Raw genomic sequence first — 19093 nt, forward strand, 5'->3', positions numbered from 1 at the left:
TTCAGCGCGGCACAGTCCAGCCACCGGGCAGATCGGTGCGGCGCGGGCGGGCCGGTTTGACCCGGGACAAAACCGATTCCGCACCTTTGACCAATCGGCCAAAGCCCGGCGCCTTGCGCATCTGCGCCTTGACCTTCTCGATCTGCATGACGTCGTCGATGCGACGGTCGAGAAAGGCCCAGGTGGCCTGATTGTCCAGCGAATCATCGCCGAGCCAGTACAGCACGGCCGACGAATAGACCCCCGACAGTGTCGCGCGCTTTGTGTACCAGTTGATGTCGGCCGACGTGTCGCCCAGCGCCGTCCAGATCCGGTCCGCCGTGCCCCAGATCAGCCTCGCGCCTTCCGCGGCGTGCATGGGCAGGGCAAAAAGCGTGGCCCCGCGGCGCACCGCCTCCTTGTCCTCGACCAGTTCGAGCCGAAGGCGCACGGCCAGCGCCACACGGTCGCGAAAGCGCATGTCCGACAGGTCTCTGGCCTCAAGGGCTGCCACCATCGCATCGTCTCCGCGCCGGTGATACGCAGCAGCAAGATCGAGCGCGCCGCGCGGGAACAGGCCGCGCGCCACGGCCGGGGCGACATCCACATCCGAGATCGCGGCGCGGAAGGCGGTGTCGGACCATCCGTCAAAGGGCACGTGCATCAATGCAGCGTCGAGCAGTTCCGTTGCAATGTCGCGATCTGTGTCGGTCATGGTCTGGCCTCCGGTGCGGGTGCTGAGTGCACGAAGAAACCTAGGCCGAATGGCGCGGATCGGCCAGTGCGACACGAGACCCCGGGAGGGCGGGACCTTTTTTTAGCATGCCCCGCTTCGATATCCGGTGCCGCCTCGAACCGCGCTCTGAAGACTGGACAAAGGACGAGAGCCTTGCTATACGGCGCGCTCCTGCAATTCCTTGCAAATCCAACTTAGAAAGGTGGTGAAAACCACATGCAGGTTAGTGTTCGTGACAACAACGTCGATCAGGCGCTCCGCGCTCTGAAGAAAAAGCTGCAGCGTGAAGGCGTTTTTCGTGAAATGAAGCTCAAGCAACATTTCGAAAAGCCGTCCGAGAAAAAGGCACGCGAGAAAGCCGAAGCGATCCGCCGTGCGCGCAAACTGGCGCGCAAGAAGGCGCAGCGCGAAGGTATGCTCTAAGCAGCTCTTTCGGGCACGCTTAACTTTCCGAACCCCCGAGGCGATCCGCTTTCGGGGGTTTGTTTTTGTCGGGTGATCGATTTTTCCTGCCCCATAAAGACTTTCTCAACCTTCGCACGAGAGAATCTTCGTACGAAGATTCTTTGCCCTGCCCATAAATTTCCGGATCGTCTTGGCGCTGCAGCAGGCGCTTTCGGCACCGCACTGAACCAGTGCCTGCGCCCCCATCCACAGTTTTGCGATTCTCTAACCTTGCTTTATTGATCGCAAGACCTCGATCGATGCGTCCGATTTTGGCCCGCCCGCCACATATCACGCACCTTTTTTGCCCAAGGACTGGTCCACCACCAATACGCCCGGGGCTGCGCATCTCGACGAGGCAGCCAAGGGCGACACACACGGCGGCGAGCGCCTCCGGGAGGTCCGAGACAAATCTACACCCGAAACAGCGCTTTCCTCCCCAGCTCCGATCTGACACCTTGCACGCGTCAAGCAAGGGGAGGTCGCGATCATGGCACAGGTCTGCGTGTTTGATGCCTATGGCACGCTGTTCGATGTCGCCTCTGCAGCGCGCGTGGCCGCAGAGGAGCCGGGACGCGACGCGCTCAAGGCGGTCTGGCCGCAACTGGCCGAGCATTGGCGCCTGAAACAGTTGCAATATACGTGGTTGCGCACGATCACAGGGAATTACACGCCGTTCTGGAACGTGACCAAAGACGGGCTCGACTGGGCCATGGAAAAGGTTGGGCTGACCGACGATCCGGAGCTTCGAGAACGTCTTCTGGCGCTGTACTGGGAGCTCGCGGCCTATCGAGAAGTGCCGCTGATGCTCGCGCAACTCAAGGCGGCGGGCAAGACCTGTGCGATCCTGTCCAATGGCAGCAAGGACATGCTGGACGGCGCAGTGGACAGCGCGGGGATCGGGCCGTTTCTTGATGCGGTTCTGTCGGTCGAGGACGTGGCGATCTTCAAACCGTCCTCGACCGTGTATGACATGGTGGGCGCGCGGTTCGGGTACGACACATCAGACGTGCTTTTCGTGTCGTCGAACGGCTGGGACATTGCCGGCGCATCCGGGTACGGATTTGAAACAGTCTGGGTCAATCGCGCCGGGGATCCGATCGACAGGCTGCCCCACGGCCCTGCCCATACCCTGACCGATCTGACCACAATCCCGGAGTTGGCCTGATGCCCCGTTTTACCACATCCGACGGTCTGGCCCTGCACTATTCGGACGAGGGCGACGGGCTGCCGCTTCTCTGCCTTGCCGGGCTCACCCGCGACGGGCGGGATTTCGACTTTGTCGCGCCGCACTTGGACGGCGTGCGCCTGATCCGGCTGGATTATCGCGGGCGCGGTCAGTCCGATTGGGGCGATCCGGCCACCTATCAGATCCCGGTCGAGGGTCGCGATGCCATCGAACTGCTCGACCATCTGGGCATCGCCAAGTCTGCCGTTCTGGGCACGTCGCGCGGCGGGCTGATCGCGATGGTTCTGGCCGCGACGGTCAAGGATCGGCTCAGGGGTGTGGCGCTCAATGACATCGGACCTGAAATCGCACCCGAGGGGCTTGAGGTGATCAAAGGCTATCTTGGCCGCAAACCCACCTTGAAGACCCATGAAGAGGTCGCGGCGGCGCGCGCCAAAATGCTGACGGGCTTTGCCAATGTGCCCCCCGAGCGGTGGCTGCGCGAAGCGCAGATCCTCTTCAACGAAACCGAAGACGGGCTGGACCTGACCTATGATCCCCGCCTGCGTGACGCTGTGCTGGACGGGGGCGCCCAGCCGATGCCTGATCTCTGGCCGCTCTTCGACGCCTTGTCCGGCCTGCCCCTTGCCTGCCTGCGGGGTGCCAATTCCGACCTGCTGTCGCCCGAGACCTTTGCCGAGATGAAGCGCCGTCGCCCTGACATGATCGCGGTCGAGGTGGCGGATCGCGGACACATTCCCTTTCTTGACGAACCCGAAAGCCTGAGCGCATTGAAGCGCTGGCTGGATATGCTGAGGTAATTCATGGACATTCACCGCATCGAGGCGGCGGCCGGCCGCCTGAAAGGTCACGCGCGGGTGACGCCGCTTTTGTCTTCGCCGTTCCTGGACGAGATTGCGGGACGGCGCGTCTTGGTCAAGGCGGAATGCCTGCAACATACCGGCAGCTTCAAATATCGCGGCGCGCGGTCGGCGGTGTCCGCCCTCTCGGACGCGCAGCGCAAGAACGGCGTGATCGCCTATTCCTCGGGCAACCATGCGCAGGGCGTGGCCTTGGCGGCCAAGCAATTCGGGGCAAGCGCCGTGATCATCATGCCGTTGGACGCGCCAAAGATGAAGATCGACAACACCCGCGCCCTTGGTGCCGAGGTCGTGCTCTATGACCGTGCGACCGAGGACCGGGACGCCATTGGCACCAAACTGTCCGAAGAGCGCGGCCTGACTTTGGTGCGCCCCTTTGACGAACCCGAGGTGATCGCCGGTCAGGGAACCTGCGGTCTTGAAATCGCGGCGCAAGCGGCGGACCTGGGTGTGACCGAAGCGGACGTGATCGTGTGTTGTGGTGGCGGCGGTCTGACTTCCGGGATCGCGCTGGCGCTTGAAGCCCATGCTCCGGGCATGCGGGTCCGCCCTGCGGAACCCAAGGAGTTTGACGATGTGACACGGTCTCTCGCCTCGGGTCAGATCGAACGGAACAGCGGCAGCGCCAGCGGGCTGTGCGATGCGATCGTGACACCCCAACCGGGGAACCTCACCTTCCCGATCATGCACCGGCTTTGTGGCCCCGGCATCGTTGTCTCGGATGACGAGGCACAAATGGCCATGGCGCAAGCCTTTGCACGGCTCAAACTGGTTGCCGAACCCGGCGGTGCGGTTGCTCTGGCGGCAGCGCTCTATCACGGAGACCAGATCGAAGGCGACACCGTGGTCTGCACGATCTCCGGCGGCAATGTGGACCGCGCCGTGTTCCTGCGCGCGCTTGAACGGTTCGGCGAAGGGTAAGGCCGCAACCATGCTGACCGCTGATCTGGACGACATCCGACTGCATTACCGCATCGACGGGGATCCCGACGGTGCGCCCGTGGTATTCTGCAACTCGCTCGGCACCGATCTGCGCCTTTGGGACAAGGTGATCGCGCGGATGCCGAAGACCGGGTTGAAATACATCCGCTACGACACACGCGGGCATGGGCTTTCGGACGGGACACCGCCGCCTTATGGCATGGGCACGCTTGTGCGCGATGCCGAACGGCTGATGGATCATCTCGGTGTCAGGGATGCGGTGTTCGTCGGCCTCTCCATCGGGGGCATGACGGCGCAGGGACTGGCCGCCAAGCGGCTTGATCTGGTGCGCGCACTGGTCCTGTCGAACACCGCCGCCCGGATCGCCACGCGCGAGATCTGGGCCCAGCGCATCGCTGATGTCGAAACGGGTGGGGTCGAGGCCTTGGCGGATGCCACCATGATCCGCTGGTTCACCCCTGCCTTCCGCGCCACGGACGAGTTCCGCATCTGGCGCAACATGATGGTCCGGACATCGGTCGACGGCTATGTCGGATGCTCACACGCTATCGCCGGGACGGACTTTTACACCACTACCGCTGCGCTGCGCTTGCCGACGCTGGGCATCGCCGGCAGCGAGGACGGATCGACCCCACCCGACCTGGTTCGGGAAACCACCGACCTTGTGCCGGGATCGCAATTTCACCTGATCCGCAAGGCAGGCCACCTGCCCTGTGTCGAAGCGCCGGACGAATACGCCCGGGTGCTATCGGAGTTTATTGCCGCACAGGCGCATTGACTGCCGAACTGTCAAGTGTAGTTTACAGGTAGAGGCGCATCTGCCTGTCTCCGAAAGCACTGCTCATGCGCCTGCCCGTTGTCTTTATCCTGATCACCGTGATGATCGACGCCATGGGCGTCGGGCTGATCATCCCGGTGATGCCCGATCTGATCCGCGAGGTCACAGGCGGCGATCTGGCGAATGCCGCGCTCTGGGGCGGGGTTCTGACCACGGTCTTCGCGATCATGCAATTCCTCTTCGGTCCAGTCATCGGCAACCTCTCGGACCGGTTCGGCAGGCGGCCTGTTCTGCTGATCTCGCTGGTGGTCATGGCGGCCGACTACGTGGTGATGGCCGTTGCGGGCAGCATCTGGCTGCTTCTGCTGGGCCGCATCATCGGTGGCATCACCTCGGCCACGCAGGCAACCGCGTCCGCCTATATGGCCGACATCTCGGACCCCGGGAAAAAAGCGCAGAATTTCGGATTGGTCGGGGCGGCCTTCGGGTTGGGCTTTGTGATCGGACCGTTGATGGGCGGCCTGCTGGGCGAATGGGGCACGCGCGCCCCGTTCCTTGCCGCCGCAGCTCTGGCGGGTGCAAACGCCGTGCTGGGCTATGTCGTGCTGCGGGAAACCGTGACCGACGCGATCCGTCGCCCCTTCGAATGGCGCCGCGCCAATCCGTTTGGGGCTTTCAAAGCGCTAGGAGAGTTGCCGGGGCTGGGACGGCTCTTTGCGGTGTTCTTCCTCTATCAGGTGGCGTTCTTCGTCTACCCGGCGGTCTGGGCGTATTTCGGTCAGGCCCGGTTCGGCTGGAACGCGGGCATGATCGGGCTGTCTCTGGGCCTGTTCGGCATCATGATGGCGGTCGTTCAGGGCGGGTTGATCCGCCTCATCCTTGTGCGGCTGGGCAAGCGCGGCACGGTGATCTATGGCCTTGTCTTCGATGTGTTTGCCTTCGCCGCATTGGCCTTTGTCACTTCGGGCACCATCGCTCTGATCCTCACACCCCTTGCCGCCTTGGGGGCTGTCATCACACCAGCCCTGCAAGGCATCATGTCGGAAACGGTCGGCGACAAACGGCAGGGCGAATTGCAGGGCGCGCTGACCTCGGTCGGGGCGATTGCGATGATCATCGCCCCTTTGGTGATGACCGGAGTCTTCGCGCACTACACACGGGTGGACACGGGCGTCTATTTCCCCGGCGCACCCTTCCTTCTGTCGCTGGCGCTGATCGTCGTGGCCCTCGTGGTCTTTCTGGCCCCACGCCGCAGCCCTGTCGCAGCCTGACCGGCGCAGGTCGACTTCCCGCTTGCGCTTGGATCGCGCGGCCCTCAGGTTGTGCCCAAACAAGGGAGACCGCATGACCCGCATCACTGCCGCCGTCTGTACCGAATTCGGCAAACCACTCCAGTTGGAAGAGGTGGAGTTGCGCGCTCCGGAGGCCGGAGAGATCGAGGTCACGCTCGAAGCCGTAGCTATCTGCCATTCCGACATTCACTATGCCGAGGGCGCGTGGGGCGGCGATCTGCCTGCGGTCTACGGGCACGAGGCCGCCGGTCGGATTTCAGCCGTGGGCGCATCGGTCAGTGACCTGACAGTCGGGCAGCGCGTCGTGGTCACGCTGATCCGCTCCTGTGGCGCCTGCGCGAATTGCGCCAGCGGGAAGCCAACAATCTGCGAGGCTCCCGATACCGGCGCGTCCCCGATCACCCGCCCAGATGGAACCCCCGTCAAGAAAGCGATGGACTGCGGGGCCTTTGCCGAACGGGTCGTTGTACATCACAGTCAGGTCGTCCCCTTGCCCGATGATATGCCCCCAGAAGCGGTGGCGCTCATGGCCTGCGGGGTGATCACCGGGGTCGGGGCCATCGTGAACGCCGGTAAGCTGCGCACTGGTGAAGACGTGGTGGTGATCGGCGCGGGCGGCGTAGGGCTCAACGCCATTCAGGGCGCACGGATCGCCGGGGCTCGGCGCATCGTGGCCGTGGACATGACCGAAGAGAAACTGGAGACCGCCAAAGCCTTTGGTGCCACGGACGGCGTTCTGGCGACACAGAAAGCACCATGGAAAGCGGTTCACAAAATTCTTGGCCGCGGCGCGAATCTCGTCGCCGTCACAGTGGGCGCGATCCCGGCCTATGACGACGCGCCGCGTTACATGGGGTGGGGTGGACGCATGGTGATGATCGGAATGCCGCATTCGGGCGCGATGGCCGAGTACGAACCCGTCGTGATGGCCTTCATGGGTCAGGGCATGATCGGATCCAAGATGGGCGACGTGGTGATCCGCCGCGACATCCCGTGGCTGGCCGACCTTTACCGTCAGGGCCGTCTGAAGCTGGACGAGCTGGTGTCCGGCCGCTGGTCTTTGGACCAGATCAACGAGGCCATCGCCGACACCAAGGCCGGCGGGGCCAAGCGCAACGTGATCCTTTTTTGACGACCCTCCGCAACCAGCGCGTTTCCGTCGACGGAAACGCGAGGATGCGTCGACGCATCCTCTGCCCACAGGAAAGGGACAGCCGATGAAACTGCACGCGCTCGATGTCATCACCACTGCGCCGCCCACTCCGGGGTGGGGTGGGCGCTACTGGACGCTGGTCAAGGTGACCACCGACAGCGGCATCACCGGTTGGGGCGAATGCTATGCCTCCAGCGTTGGACCTGACGCGATGAAAGCGGTGATCGAAGACGTGTTCGACCGCCACATGCGCGGCGAGTCCCCCGAGAACATCGAACTGATGTTCCGTCGCGCCTATTCCTCGGGCTTCACCCAGCGCCCTGACCTGACCGTCATGGGCGCGTTCTCGGGTCTTGAGATCGCCAGCTGGGACATCCTTGGAAAGGCGCGGGGCCGCCCTGTCTGGGCACTGCTGGGCGGGCAGATGACGCCCAAGGTCCGCGCCTACACCTATCTTTATCCCCTGCCCCATCATGACATCGACGGCTTCTGGACCAACCCGGACGCACAGGCCGAGGCTGCGGCGCATTACCTGAAACGGGGCTTTACCGCGCTGAAATTCGATCCCGCCGGCCCCTACACGATCCGGGGCGGTCACCAGCCCGCGCTGACGGACATTTCGCTGTCTGTCGAGATGTGCAAGGCGATCCGTTCTGCGGTGGGCGACAAGGCGGACCTTCTGTTCGGCACCCATGGCCAGTTCACCACCTCCGGCGCGATCCGGCTGGGTCAGGCGATCGAACCCTATCTACCGCTCTGGTACGAAGAGCCGATCCCGCCCGACAACCTGCTCGAATTCGCCGAGGTCGCCCGCGCCGTGCGCATCCCCATCGCCACGGGTGAACGGCTGACCACGAAGGCCGAGTTCGCCACACTGCTGCGCACCGGCGGGGCCAAGATCCTTCAACCGGCCTTGGGGCGCGCTGGGGGCATCTGGGAAATGAAGAAGCTGTCGGGCATGGCCGAAGCGTTCAACGCCGAAATGGCACCGCATCTTTATGCGGGCCCCATCGAATGGGCGGCGAATGTGCATCTGTGCACCTCGATCCCGAACGTGCTCTTGGCCGAAACCATCGAGACACCGTTCCACGCAGCCCTTATCCGGAACAGCATCACTGTCGAGGACGGGTTCATCACGGCTCCTGACACGCCCGGCCTTGGTATCGATGTGGACGAGGATCTGGCCCGTGCCCATCCGTTTACCGGAACCGGTCTGCACCTGCAGATGCAGGAAGCGCCCTGTGACTACAAGAACGGCAATGCCTTCACCGGCGGCGCACCGTCGGCCCCTCCGTCCGCCGACGCGTGATAAAACTTTGAAACCGCCGATGTATCGGTGTTAATACCACGGGAGTTACCGGGGGTTCTCCAATGACCGATACGAGTTTTGCGCCGGATGCTGCGCAGGACATGGCCCAAAGTGCCGAGAAGGCTGCCGCCTATCTCAAGACGCTGGCGCATGAGGGTCGACTGATGATCCTGTGTCACCTCGGCGTGGGTGAAAAATCCGTGGGCGAGCTGGAGGCCCTTCTGAACATCCGTCAGGCTGCGGTCAGCCAGATGCTGGCCCGTCTGCGGGACGAGCAGCTGGTCAAGACGCGGCGGGATGGCAAGACCATCTATTACAGCCTTAACGACGACAATACCGCGCGGCTGATCGCGCATCTTCATGGGATGTTCTGCGGATCGTGACGCGCCCTGACACTGCCTTTTCCGGCCCCGAACTTTGCGCGAAAACCGCGCGAGAGGTGATCTCCCTTCTCCGCGATGGAGAGGTGACGACTGCTGATCTGATCGACGCCAGCCTTCAGCGCATGGATCAGGTCGAACCGCACGTGAATGCCGTGGTCACCCGCTGCCCGGACCGGGCCCGCGCGATGCCTGCGGCGCATGACAACCTGCTTGCCGGTCTGCCCATCGGGATCAAGGACCTGACCGCCGTGGAAGGTGTGCGCACAACGCTGGGCACCCGGGGCATGGCCGATCATGTTCCGTCGGTTTCGGACCCGCTGGTCGCACGCCTGGAAGAGCGCGGCGGCGTGGTGCTGGGCAAAACCAATACACCCGAACTGGGGGCTGGGGCCAACACGTTCAACGCAGTCTTCGGTGCCACGCGCAATCCCTGGGACATACGGATGAACGCTGCGGGTTCTTCCGGCGGCGCTGCGGTGTCGCTGGCCACTGGAGAGCTTTGGCTCAGCCACGGGTCTGATTTCGGCGGCAGCCTGCGCAGCCCGGCAAATTACTGCGGCATTGTGGGCCTGCGCCCTTCTCCGGGTATTGCCGGAGGCAGCTCAGCCCATCTTGGCTTCACCACCGGTGGTGTCGAAGGCCCGATGGCGCGCGATGTTCTTGACTGCGCGCTCTTTCTCGATGCGATGGCGGGCTTCGATCCGATCTGGCCGATTTCGTTTCCCGCGCCAGACACCCCGTATCTCGAGACCGCCAAGCGCGATGCCGGTTCGATCCGCATTGCCTATACCCCTGATTTCAACGGGTTTGCCGCTGTCACCACCGAGATCGACGATGTCCTGCGCGGCGCGCTCGAACGCTTGCGTCTGCCCTCGGTCACGGTCGAGGAACACTGCCCGCACCTGCCACGGCTGGACGAAACCTTCCGCGCCTTGCGCTGCCTGTCCTTCTTGGGCAGCTATCAGGTCACGCCGGACAGCATCAGCATGCACTACAAGGACACGATCAAGGGCAACCTCGCGGATGCCCACGCGATGAGCTTTGACGATTATGTTCAGGCCGAGCGCGACCGTGCGACGATCTACAACTCCATGGCCATGTTCTTCAAAACGCATGACGTGCTGGCCTGCCCGGTCAATGGCCTTGCCCCATTGCCGGTCGAGATCGAATTTCCGACCGAGGTCGCGGGCCGACCGATGCGCGACTATATCGACTGGCTGCAATTTGCCTTTCTGGCCACGGTCGCGGGGCTTCCTGCCCTGTCGCTGCCCGTCGGCTTTACGCGCTCGGGGATGCCCGTCGGTCTGCAGCTCATCGGCCCCCCACGGGGGGAAGCCCGTCTGCTGCAGGTCGCCCATACGCTGGAACAGGCGTTGAACCTACCGGTGACGCTGATCGACCCGATCGTGCGCTAACGATTCAGTCGATAGGTCAAAGCGGCATGGATCACCTGCCGCAAGGCATCCTCCGGGATCGGCGCATCGACGCGAAGGACAATCGCGCGGTTGCCCTCGAATTGCAGGTCCTCGGCAAAAAGGCTTCGCGCTTCGGGGATGACACGGCTCTGGCAATGGGCAAACACCGCCGGATTGCCATCAGCGGTAAGCCCGAGGCGCAGCGGCGTGCCCCTGGCAGATGCATAGGATGGCTGGCCCCATTTCAGCGTTTCCGTCACCGGACCCGCTTCTGGTGCGCCTGCAGCCACATCGAAGATCAGGGCGCGCAGTTGCTCCAAAAGCGATTTCCGAGGCGCATCGAACCTGTCGAGCGCCTCCTGCACCTGCGCGGGAATGGGCGGGGGATTGACCATGTTCCCAGAAGACAGGGCCGGTCCTGACCCGTCAAGGGCGCGCCACGTGAACCGGGCAGACACATACCCCGCTTTTTCTCCGGAAGGCGCACAATCGCACACGGGTTGGGGTCGGTACAACCTTCCCCTGACCGGACATCATCGTCAGGCTGCTTCTTCCCAGCGATTGGCAAAATTACCCAGAACGTGGCCCACATCCGCGTGCGAGGCGCCATTCAGCGTCACCTGCGCCACCAGACCAAGGGTTTTGTCATCGACAACCGAAACCACCCGCGCCGGTGATCCGGCCTTGTCGAGCGCGGCATTGAACACGCGGGTGATCGCGTGTTTGCGCAGATCTGGCTTGAACACCTTGCCCACCGCCGTCTTGGGCAATTCGTCGAGAATGGTCATGTGTTTGGGCACAGCCGCGCGTTCGTGCACATGCACGGCGCAATGATCCAGAAGATCCTGCTCGGTCACAATGGCTCCCTCGACCAGTTCCACGAAGGCACAGGGCAGCTCGCCGGCATGGGCATCGGGTTGACCAATCGCCCCGGCAAAGGCCACCGCGGGATGCGCCAGAAGCGCCTCTTCGATCTCGGCTGGGTCGATATTGTGCCCGCCTCGAATGATCAGGTCCTTCGCCCGTCCCGTGATCCAGAGATAGCCATCCGCATCGATGCGACCCAGGTCTCCTGTGCGCAGATGGGTGCCGAAATGGAACAGGTCCGCGTTCTTGGCCGCCTCGGTATAGGTGTGCCCGGCATAGACGCCCGGGTTCGAAATGCAGATCTCGCCGATTTCGTCCACGCCGCAGGTCACGACCTCGCCGTTTTTCTGGCTGAGGATCTTCACATCCGTATGCGGGAAAGGAATGCCGACCGATCCGACCTTCTTCAGCCCGTCGGGCGGGTTGCAGGACACAAGGCATGTCGCCTCGGTCAGACCATAGCCTTCGACCACGCGGACACCACAGGCCTTCTCAAACCGGTTGAACAGTTCGAGCGGCAGGGGCGAAGAGCCGGAAAACGCCGTTTTGATCGTCGAAAGATCCGCATCCACCGGGCGCTGCATCAGCGCAGACATGGCGGTTGGAACGGTGATGACAAAGGTGGTTTTCCAACGCTCGCAGAGCTTCCAGAAATTGTCGAAGACACCCTCCCCTCGGTAGCCCTGTGGCGTCGGGAAAACCGTGTGCGCGCCAGACACGACCGAGGCCATGAGGATCACGTGGCAGGCAAAGACATGGAACAGGGGCAGCGGACACATGATGCTGTCCTGTTCGGTGAAGAGAAGTTTGTGCCCAAGCCAACCGTTGTAGATCATCCCGGAATACCGGTGCTGGGCAACCTTGGGCATGCCGGTCGTGCCGCCGGTGTGGAAGTAGGCTGCGACCCGGTCGCCTGCACTGTCGGCAAAGTCGAGTGTTGTGTTCTGCTTCTTCAACTCGGTCGTGAAGTTCAGCACATCGGCATGGTGCCCGCCGGGGTTCTTGGGCCGGATGAGCGGTACGATCCACGATTTCGGCGGTGTGAGATAGCGGTTCAGGTCCACTTCCAGGACCGTGTGCACATTGGGCGCGTGGCGGCAGGCCTCGGCGACCTTCTGTGGCACATCGGTTTTCGGGAAGGCTCTGAGCGTGACCACCACCTTTGCGCCGGTCTCGCGCAGGATCGCCGCGATCTGTTCCGGTTCGAGCAGCGGATTGATCGGGTTCGCAATGCCTGCAATCGCACCACCCAAAAGCGTCAGGATGGTTTCGCTGCTGTTTGGCAGCACATAGGCGACCACGTCGTTTTCGCCGATCCCCAGTTTGCGGAAAAGGTTTGCGGCCTGAACGGTGCGTTCGAGCAGCTGCGACCAGCTCAGCGTTTCGGCCTTGTCCTGAGGGCCCGAAAGCAGTTGGAAACTGGTCGCCGGTCGGTCGGGAAAGGCGGCCGCGGTCTTGCTCAACTGTGCGAACAGCGTCGCTGGCAGATCCCGTTCGGCCCACGGCATTTCATTCTCGATCGCGTTGCGGTCCTCGAAACTCGCAAACGTCATGGCGTCCCCTCCCTTGTGTCACGCGCCAGCAAGCACGCTCGCTGGCAAGCCCGTTTAGCGGATATTTTGCCCGGACAAGACAGCCCGACGCTACGACAGATTGCACATGACGCTGCGTTCAAAGCTGATCCATACATGATCCACCGTGCCGTCGAACAGAAAACGCGATGGCATTTGGCCGGGTTTCTGATCGGTTTTGATTTTTTGCACACGTTTGCAAAGAAGTCTTGCCAAACCGCCGACCCTATGGCTTGGTGGGGTGGTCGACCGCAGATTTCAGTGTTGCGCAGGGGGAAGCATGGCGGAAATCCAGCTCAGGAACGTCAACAAACGCTGGGGCAGCTTCGTCGGCGTCGACAATTTCAACCTGACGATCGCCGACAAGGAATTCCTCGTCCTGCTCGGCCCCTCGGGCTGCGGCAAGACGACGACGATGCGGATGATTGCAGGTCTTGAGGACATCACCGAAGGTGAGATCGCCATCGACGGGCGCGTGGTGAACAAGCTTGACCCCAAGGATCGCGACGTGGCGATGGTGTTTCAGTCCTACGCGCTCTATCCGAACATGAACGTCTACGAGAACATCCGCTTTCCGCTCCGCGTAAGGGGAGTTGATGCGTCGACCCATGATGCGCGGGTGCGCCGCGCCAGCGCGATGGTGGAATTGGACGATTTCCTGCACCGCAAACCGGCGGAACTGTCCGGCGGTCAGCGTCAGCGCGTCGCTCTCGCGCGGGCCATCGTTCGCGAACCCAACGTGTTCCTGATGGATGAACCGCTGTCGAACCTCGACGCCAAACTGCGCGTCTCGACCCGCGCGCAGATCAAGAACCTGAGCCATGAACTCGCCGTCACCACAATCTACGTCACCCACGACCAGATCGAGGCGATGACCCTCGCCGACCGCGTGGTGGTCATGGAGAAGGGAGTGGTCCAGCAGGTCGGCAGTCCGACGGAAATCTATGACCGCCCCGCCAATGTCTTTGTCGCGAGCTTCATCGGCAATCCGGCCATGAACCTGATTGATGGCGATGTCGCGGACGGCACCTTTACCGCGCGCGACACGCACATCACCGGGCTGACCGCCGGGTCCGGGAAGGTGACGCTCGGCTTTCGGGCAGAAGATGCGGCACTCGCGCCGGAAGGCGACGGTCAGATTACTGCCTCGATCTACACGCTCGAACTTCTGGGCGACGCAACGATGATTTCGGTGCGTATCGGCCCCTCGCTTGTCGCGGTCAAAGCCGACAAATCCTTCCGGGCCGAAATCGGCGATCCGGTTTCGATCCACGTTCCGCCCGAGATCTGCCACCTCTTTTCAACGGAGACCGGCCAAAGGATCGACGGCTGACCAACCAGAGAGTCCCGGCTCAACCGGGAAATCGCGATGCGACAATCGCGCATCCGGACACACAGGGAGACCAGAATGAACCTTAGACATATACTGATGACAGGCTCGTTCCTTGTCATGGCCAGCACAACCGCAGGCCTTGCCGCCGATTGCGGCATCACCGAGGGTCGGCTGAGCATCATCGGCAATGAATTCCCGGCGATCCAGACGGTCGCGCGCAACGCCCAGGCATGTGATGGCCTGACCGAAGCCAAGGCAAACCTGACCGCCGATCACCAGAAGATCAACCTCGCCGGCATGCAGGGGAACCCGGCGGAATACACCTCTGCCATCGTGGCGAACTCGTCGATCGTGGCGCTCATCAACGAAGACGTGATCCGCCCGCTGGATGATCTTGTTGCAGCTTTTGGACAGGACATTCCCAAAAACCAGCTCATCACGGTGAATGGACAGGTGATGGCGGTGGCTTTCATGGCCAACGCGCAGCACCTTGTCTATCGCAAGGACATCCTAGACCAGATCGGGGTCGAGCCGCCCAAGACCTACGAAGACATGCTGGCCGCCGCCGAGAAAATCCGCGCCGAGGGCATTCTCGAATACCCGCTGGGCGGCGCGTACATGGCGGGCTGGAACCTCGCGCAGGAATTCGTGAACATGTATATCGGCCATGGCGGCGAGTTCTATGAACCGGGCTCGGCGCAGGTGTCGATCAACAACGAAGCCGGTGTCGCCACGCTCGAGATGCTCAAATCGCTGAGCGCCTACATGAACCCCGACTACCTCACCCATGATTCCAACGCCACAAGCGCGGAATGGGAAGCGGGCAATGTCGCCATGATGAACATGTGGGGCTCCCGCACAGGTGTGCTGATGGATGCCGAAGGCTCCACCCCCGAGGTCTATGAGAACACCATGGTCGGCGCCCCGATGACCGTGGCGGGTGGCGACCGCCCCGCATCGACGCTCTGGTGGGACGGCTGGACTGTCGCCAAGAACATCAGCGATGCAGACGCCGAAGCCACCTTCAAGGCGCTGAAGCACGGAATCAGCCCGGCGATCCTGAATGACGAGACCATGGGTCAGGCGGTCTGGATGATCGAAGGCTACCAGCCAGCACCGGTCAATGAAGGCGTGTTCTCGGCCATCGCGATGCAGACAACCCCTTACCCGATGCTGCCGCATCACGGGCTGCTGCACACCGCATTGGGCGACAACATCGCCGATTTCCTTCAGGGCAAGGAAAGCGCAGAGCAGGCGCTTGCGGATATCGAAGCGGCCTACATGACCGCCGCGCGCGAAAAAGGTTTCGTCAACTGACGCAAGCCCCCTTCAGGGGAGCGGGTTCGCCGCTCCCCTGTCCTTCTGATCGGTCCAAGTGTGCGGGAACGCTCTGATGAAACACAGCGCCTTTTTCTGGTTCGTTCTGCCTTCGGCGGTCGCCATGCTGCTGTTCATCTTCTTTCCCATCATCTCCGTGGTGGTCCAGTCGCTGCACACCGCGCATGAACAGGTGATCATCGAAGTCGAAAACTGTGGCCCCTTCGGCTGCACCACTGCCACTGCCATCGATCAGGAGGCCACGGCCGCCCTGCGCGCGGAGCAACCGCTGGGACGGTTCGCCGGGCTGGAGATCTACAAGGACCGCAACCATCTTGCCGTGACCGAAGTCGGACATCTCTGGGCGCAAAGCACCGGGATCGGCGATTTCATCGGCAAGCTGATGAACCTGCCCTTCTACAAGGCCATCGGATTTACCCTGACCTTCACCTTCGTCGTCACGCCACTCACGATCATCTTCGGCTTTATCATTGCCGTCGCCGTCAACAGCGCGGCCCGCGCGATCCGGGGCCCTCTGATCTTTTTCTCCTTGCTGCCGATGATGGTGACGCCGCTGATCGGCTCACTCATCCTGTTCTGGATGGTGGACGCACGCGGCATCCTCGGCACCGCACTCCGCTGGCTGGCCGACGATCCGGGCCTGTCGGTCAAGGCAGACACCGGGCTGATGTGGGCCATGCTGATGGTCTATGGCGTCTGGCATTCTGCACCGTTCGCCTTCATCGTCTATTATGCGGGCCTGCAGACCGTGAACACCGACACGCTGGAAGCCGCCCGCATCGACGGGGCGAGCCGCTGGCAACAGATCCGCCATGTGGTGATCCCGCATCTTCTGCCGCTGACCACCTTCATCGCACTCATGCAGTTGATGGACAATTTCCGGGTGTTCGAGCCCATCGTGAGCTTCAACGCCAGCGCCCATGCCACATCGCTCAGCTGGGCGATCTACAATGATCTGGGCGGTGAAACGCAGCAGCTCAGTTCCGCCGCCGCGACCTCGGTGCTGACCATCATCGGTGTGGCGATCCTGCTGTCACCGGTGCTGGTGCGCACGTGGCGCGACTACGGCAAGACGGCCTGAGAGGACGACGCGCATGGCAAACCCGGTTCAAAAACGCCCCATTGTGCTGCAGGTTGTTCTTGTTGGCATCCTCATCACCTGGATGATCGCCGCCGCCTTCCCGTTCTTCTGGACACTCTGGGGCTCGTTCAAGGTCGAAGGCGATTTCTTCTCGCTGGCCGACTGGACCAATGTCCTGACCGGAGAGATGACCACCCGCGAAACCGGAGATGCCTTCACCACCCAAGGCTATTCCGGCGCGTGGATACAGGAAGAGTTCTGGCGCGCTGCATGGAATTCCACGCTGGTCTGTCTCTTCGTCGTGACGATCTCTCTGACCCTCGGAACACTGGGCGGATACGCACTGGCCCGCTCGACCTATCGCTATGCGTTCTGGTTCCTGCTGATCGCGCTCATCTTCCGCGCGATGCCGCCGATCACGCTGGTCTCGGGGTATCTGCCAGTCTTCTTTCAGTGGAACATCTGGGGCTATCTGCCCACCGCCATCATCGTGCTGGTGGCGATCAACCAGCCCTTCACGCTCTGGATGCTGCATTCCTTCTTCAAGAACATCCCGCAGGATCTCGACGAATCCGCCATGGTGGACGGCTGCACCCGCTTTCAGGCCTTCCGCCACGTGATCATCCCGGTCATGTGGCCCGGCGTGATCACCACCGGCCTGTTCAGCTTCCTGCTCGCTTACAACGACTTCGCCGTGACCGCGATGATCCTCGACAAGCAGAACCAGACCATGGTCCCCAAGATCGCGTCTTTCCTCGGCACCACTCAGACCAAGGGCAACGTGATGTTTGCCGTCGCCGCCGTGGTGTCGACCACTGCGCCGCTGTTCCTGCTGATCATGTTCTTTCAGCGCCAGATCGTCTCCGGCCTCACGGCCGGAGCGGTAAAGGGCTGACCTCCCGTCTTCTCTGGTTCGGAAATACTTCGGGGGAGTCGCCCAAAAGGCGACGGGGACAGAGCCCCCGCTTTCCGTCAACGGAAAGCGAGGATGCGTCAACGCATCCTCCCCGCCCTCAGTTCAGCGTCACCAGCTTGCCGGGGTTCATGATATTGCCCGGATCAATCGCCTTTTTCAGCGTCGCCATCAGCGCATAGGCCGCGCCGTGTTCCTCGGCGAGGTATTTGCGCTTGCCCAGCCCCACACCGTGCTCCCCGCTGACCGTACCGCCGAACTCCAGCGCCAGTTTGTTGACCTGATTGGCCAAGACTTTCGCACGCTCCATTTCGTCAGGCACCTTGGGATCGACAAGGATCAGCAGATGGAAATTACCGTCCCCGACATGGCCCACCAGAGGCGCCACCAGACCTGACTGAGCAATGACGTCCTTGGTCCGTGCGATACAATCCGCCAGTGCCGAAATCGGCACGCAGCAATCGGTCACCAAGCCGTCGCATCCCGGTCGCAGCGCCTTGCCCGCGTAATAGGCGTTGTGCCGTGCCTGCCAGAGGCGGTTCCGATCTTCCGTCCGGGTCGCCCATTTGAAATCCGACCCGCCATGATCTTCGACCAGCGCGGCAAAGCTCTCGACCTGCTCGGCCACACCGGCTTCCGATCCGTGGAATTCGAGGAACAGATGCGGCACTTCCGGCAGTCCCATATCGGGATTGTAGATGTTCATACCTTTCATCTGCACCTCGTCCAGCAGCTCGATCCGGGCCATCGGCAACCCCATCTGGATTGCAAGGATCACCGTGTCGACGGCGCTGGCGATGTCGGGAAAGGCGCAGGTCGCCGCTGCCACATGCTCGGGCTGGCCACGCAGTTTGACAGTCAGCTTGGTGATGATCCCCAGCGTCCCCTCCGATCCGACAAAGAGATGCGTCAGGTCATACCCGGTCGAGGATTTCCGCGCCCGGCTTCCGGTTTCGATGATCTGCCCATCCGGCAGCACCACTTCCAGCGCCAGCACATTGTCCGCCATCGTCCCGTAGCGCACGGTATTCGTGCCCGAGGCCCGCGTCGCAGCCATTCCACCAAGCGTGGCGTCTGCCCCCGGATCGACGGTGAACATCAACCCGGTTGCCCGCAACTCTTCATTCAGTTGCACCCGCGTCACACCCGGTTCGACCACCGCGTCGAGGTCACTTTCGTTGATCTGCAACACCTTGTTCATGCGGCTCGTATCGACGGTGATGCCCCCCTGCACCGGCACGATATGCCCCTCCAGGGACGACCCGACACCATAGGGCACCACCGGGCAGCCATGCTGCGAACAGACCTTCAGGATCTGCGACACCTCTTGCGTCGTTTCGGGAAAAGCCACCGCATCGGGCAGAACCGGCGTCGTGTAGGCTTCGTCATGGCTGTGCTGATCCAGGATCGACGGCCCGGTGGACAGCCGGTCGCCAAGGATCTCGCGCAGCGCGACGATCGTCGCTTCGATATGGGTATTGGACATGCGGGCCTCCCTTTTCGGCGCCAC

The 19093-nt window shown here is 62.4% G+C and carries 18 protein-coding genes; 14 read left to right on the forward strand and 4 right to left on the reverse strand.

Annotated elements, in window-relative coordinates; all coding sequences use genetic code 11:
* Nucleotide 1: 1 nt before the first annotated feature.
* A complete protein-coding gene (locus tag MRY75_RS04100) occupies nt 2–694 on the reverse strand; it encodes a COQ9 family protein (RefSeq protein ID WP_292305879.1) in 693 nt (230 codons plus the stop codon).
* Between the two features lie 237 nt (nt 695–931).
* Here MRY75_RS04100 and rpsU point away from each other — a divergent pair, with 237 nt between their 5' ends.
* The 10 genes from rpsU (at nt 932) to MRY75_RS04150 (ending at nt 10480) form a co-directional block, all read left to right on the forward strand.
* Nucleotides 932–1138, forward strand: a complete 207-nt coding sequence (gene rpsU / locus MRY75_RS04105) for a 30S ribosomal protein S21 (RefSeq protein WP_008207378.1) — start codon at nt 932–934, stop codon at nt 1136–1138.
* Nucleotides 1139–1649: 511 nt separating this feature from the next.
* Nucleotides 1650–2327, forward strand: coding sequence for a haloacid dehalogenase type II (locus MRY75_RS04110; RefSeq protein WP_292305880.1), 678 nt, complete (start codon nt 1650–1652; stop codon nt 2325–2327).
* The gene (locus tag MRY75_RS04115) at nt 2327–3148 is read left to right on the forward strand and encodes an alpha/beta hydrolase (RefSeq protein ID WP_292305881.1); all 822 of its coding nucleotides are present in this window, start codon (nt 2327–2329) and stop codon (nt 3146–3148) included. The genes MRY75_RS04110 and MRY75_RS04115 overlap by 1 nt, the downstream gene beginning before the upstream one ends.
* Before the next feature lie 3 nt (nt 3149–3151).
* Complete coding sequence (locus tag MRY75_RS04120; RefSeq protein WP_292305882.1) at nt 3152–4129, forward strand: threonine/serine dehydratase; 978 nt, start codon at nt 3152–3154, stop codon at nt 4127–4129.
* Between the two features lie 10 nt (nt 4130–4139).
* The gene (gene pcaD, locus MRY75_RS04125) at nt 4140–4928 is read left to right on the forward strand and encodes a 3-oxoadipate enol-lactonase (protein WP_292305883.1); all 789 of its coding nucleotides are present in this window, start codon (nt 4140–4142) and stop codon (nt 4926–4928) included.
* A 65-nt stretch (nt 4929–4993) separates the two neighbouring features.
* A complete protein-coding gene (locus MRY75_RS04130) occupies nt 4994–6199 on the forward strand; it encodes a TCR/Tet family MFS transporter (RefSeq protein WP_292305884.1) in 1206 nt (401 codons plus the stop codon).
* Between the two features lie 73 nt (nt 6200–6272).
* Entirely contained in the window at nt 6273–7352 is a 1080-nt protein-coding gene (locus MRY75_RS04135; protein ID WP_292305885.1) for an alcohol dehydrogenase catalytic domain-containing protein, read from the forward strand.
* Nucleotides 7353–7437: 85 nt separating this feature from the next.
* A complete protein-coding gene (locus MRY75_RS04140) occupies nt 7438–8682 on the forward strand; it encodes a mandelate racemase/muconate lactonizing enzyme family protein (protein ID WP_292305886.1) in 1245 nt (414 codons plus the stop codon).
* Nucleotides 8683–8744: 62 nt separating this feature from the next.
* A complete protein-coding gene (locus MRY75_RS04145) occupies nt 8745–9065 on the forward strand; it encodes a metalloregulator ArsR/SmtB family transcription factor (protein ID WP_292305887.1) in 321 nt (106 codons plus the stop codon).
* 56 nt (nt 9066–9121) lie between these two features.
* Complete coding sequence (locus MRY75_RS04150) at nt 9122–10480, forward strand: amidase (RefSeq protein WP_292305888.1); 1359 nt, start codon at nt 9122–9124, stop codon at nt 10478–10480.
* Here the strand turns inward: MRY75_RS04150 and MRY75_RS04155 are convergent.
* A complete protein-coding gene (locus tag MRY75_RS04155; RefSeq protein ID WP_292305889.1) occupies nt 10477–10875 on the reverse strand; it encodes a DUF1801 domain-containing protein in 399 nt (132 codons plus the stop codon). The two genes, MRY75_RS04150 and MRY75_RS04155, sit on opposite strands and share 4 nt — an antisense overlap.
* Nucleotides 10876–11019: 144 nt before the next feature.
* Nucleotides 11020–12900 carry an acyl-CoA synthetase gene (locus tag MRY75_RS04160; protein WP_292305890.1) on the reverse strand — a complete coding sequence of 627 codons (1881 nt, stop codon included), beginning with the start codon at nt 12898–12900 and terminating at the stop codon, nt 11020–11022.
* A gap of 298 nt (nt 12901–13198) precedes the next feature.
* Here MRY75_RS04160 and ugpC point away from each other — a divergent pair, with 298 nt between their 5' ends.
* The 4 genes from ugpC to MRY75_RS04180 all read left to right on the forward strand — a co-directional run bounded on the left by ugpC (nt 13199) and on the right by MRY75_RS04180 (nt 17565).
* Complete coding sequence (gene ugpC / locus MRY75_RS04165; protein ID WP_292305891.1) at nt 13199–14251, forward strand: sn-glycerol-3-phosphate ABC transporter ATP-binding protein UgpC; 1053 nt, start codon at nt 13199–13201, stop codon at nt 14249–14251.
* 75 nt (nt 14252–14326) lie between these two features.
* Nucleotides 14327–15568 carry an extracellular solute-binding protein gene (locus tag MRY75_RS04170; protein WP_292305892.1) on the forward strand — a complete coding sequence of 414 codons (1242 nt, stop codon included), beginning with the start codon at nt 14327–14329 and terminating at the stop codon, nt 15566–15568.
* A 76-nt stretch (nt 15569–15644) separates the two neighbouring features.
* Nucleotides 15645–16670, forward strand: coding sequence for a carbohydrate ABC transporter permease (locus MRY75_RS04175; RefSeq protein ID WP_292305893.1), 1026 nt, complete (start codon nt 15645–15647; stop codon nt 16668–16670).
* 13 nt (nt 16671–16683) lie between these two features.
* Nucleotides 16684–17565 (forward strand): carbohydrate ABC transporter permease, encoded by an 882-nt coding sequence (locus MRY75_RS04180; protein ID WP_292305894.1) that lies wholly within the window; start codon nt 16684–16686, stop codon nt 17563–17565.
* Between the two features lie 118 nt (nt 17566–17683).
* Here MRY75_RS04180 and MRY75_RS04185 read toward each other — a convergent pair whose 3' ends face one another.
* Nucleotides 17684–19069 (reverse strand): FAD-linked oxidase C-terminal domain-containing protein, encoded by a 1386-nt coding sequence (locus tag MRY75_RS04185; RefSeq protein ID WP_292305895.1) that lies wholly within the window; start codon nt 19067–19069, stop codon nt 17684–17686.
* Nucleotides 19070–19093 lie beyond the last annotated feature (24 nt).

It is taken from the genome of Marivita sp. (assembly GCF_022763305.1).
In the GTDB taxonomy this organism is placed as follows: domain Bacteria; phylum Pseudomonadota; class Alphaproteobacteria; order Rhodobacterales; family Rhodobacteraceae; genus Marivita.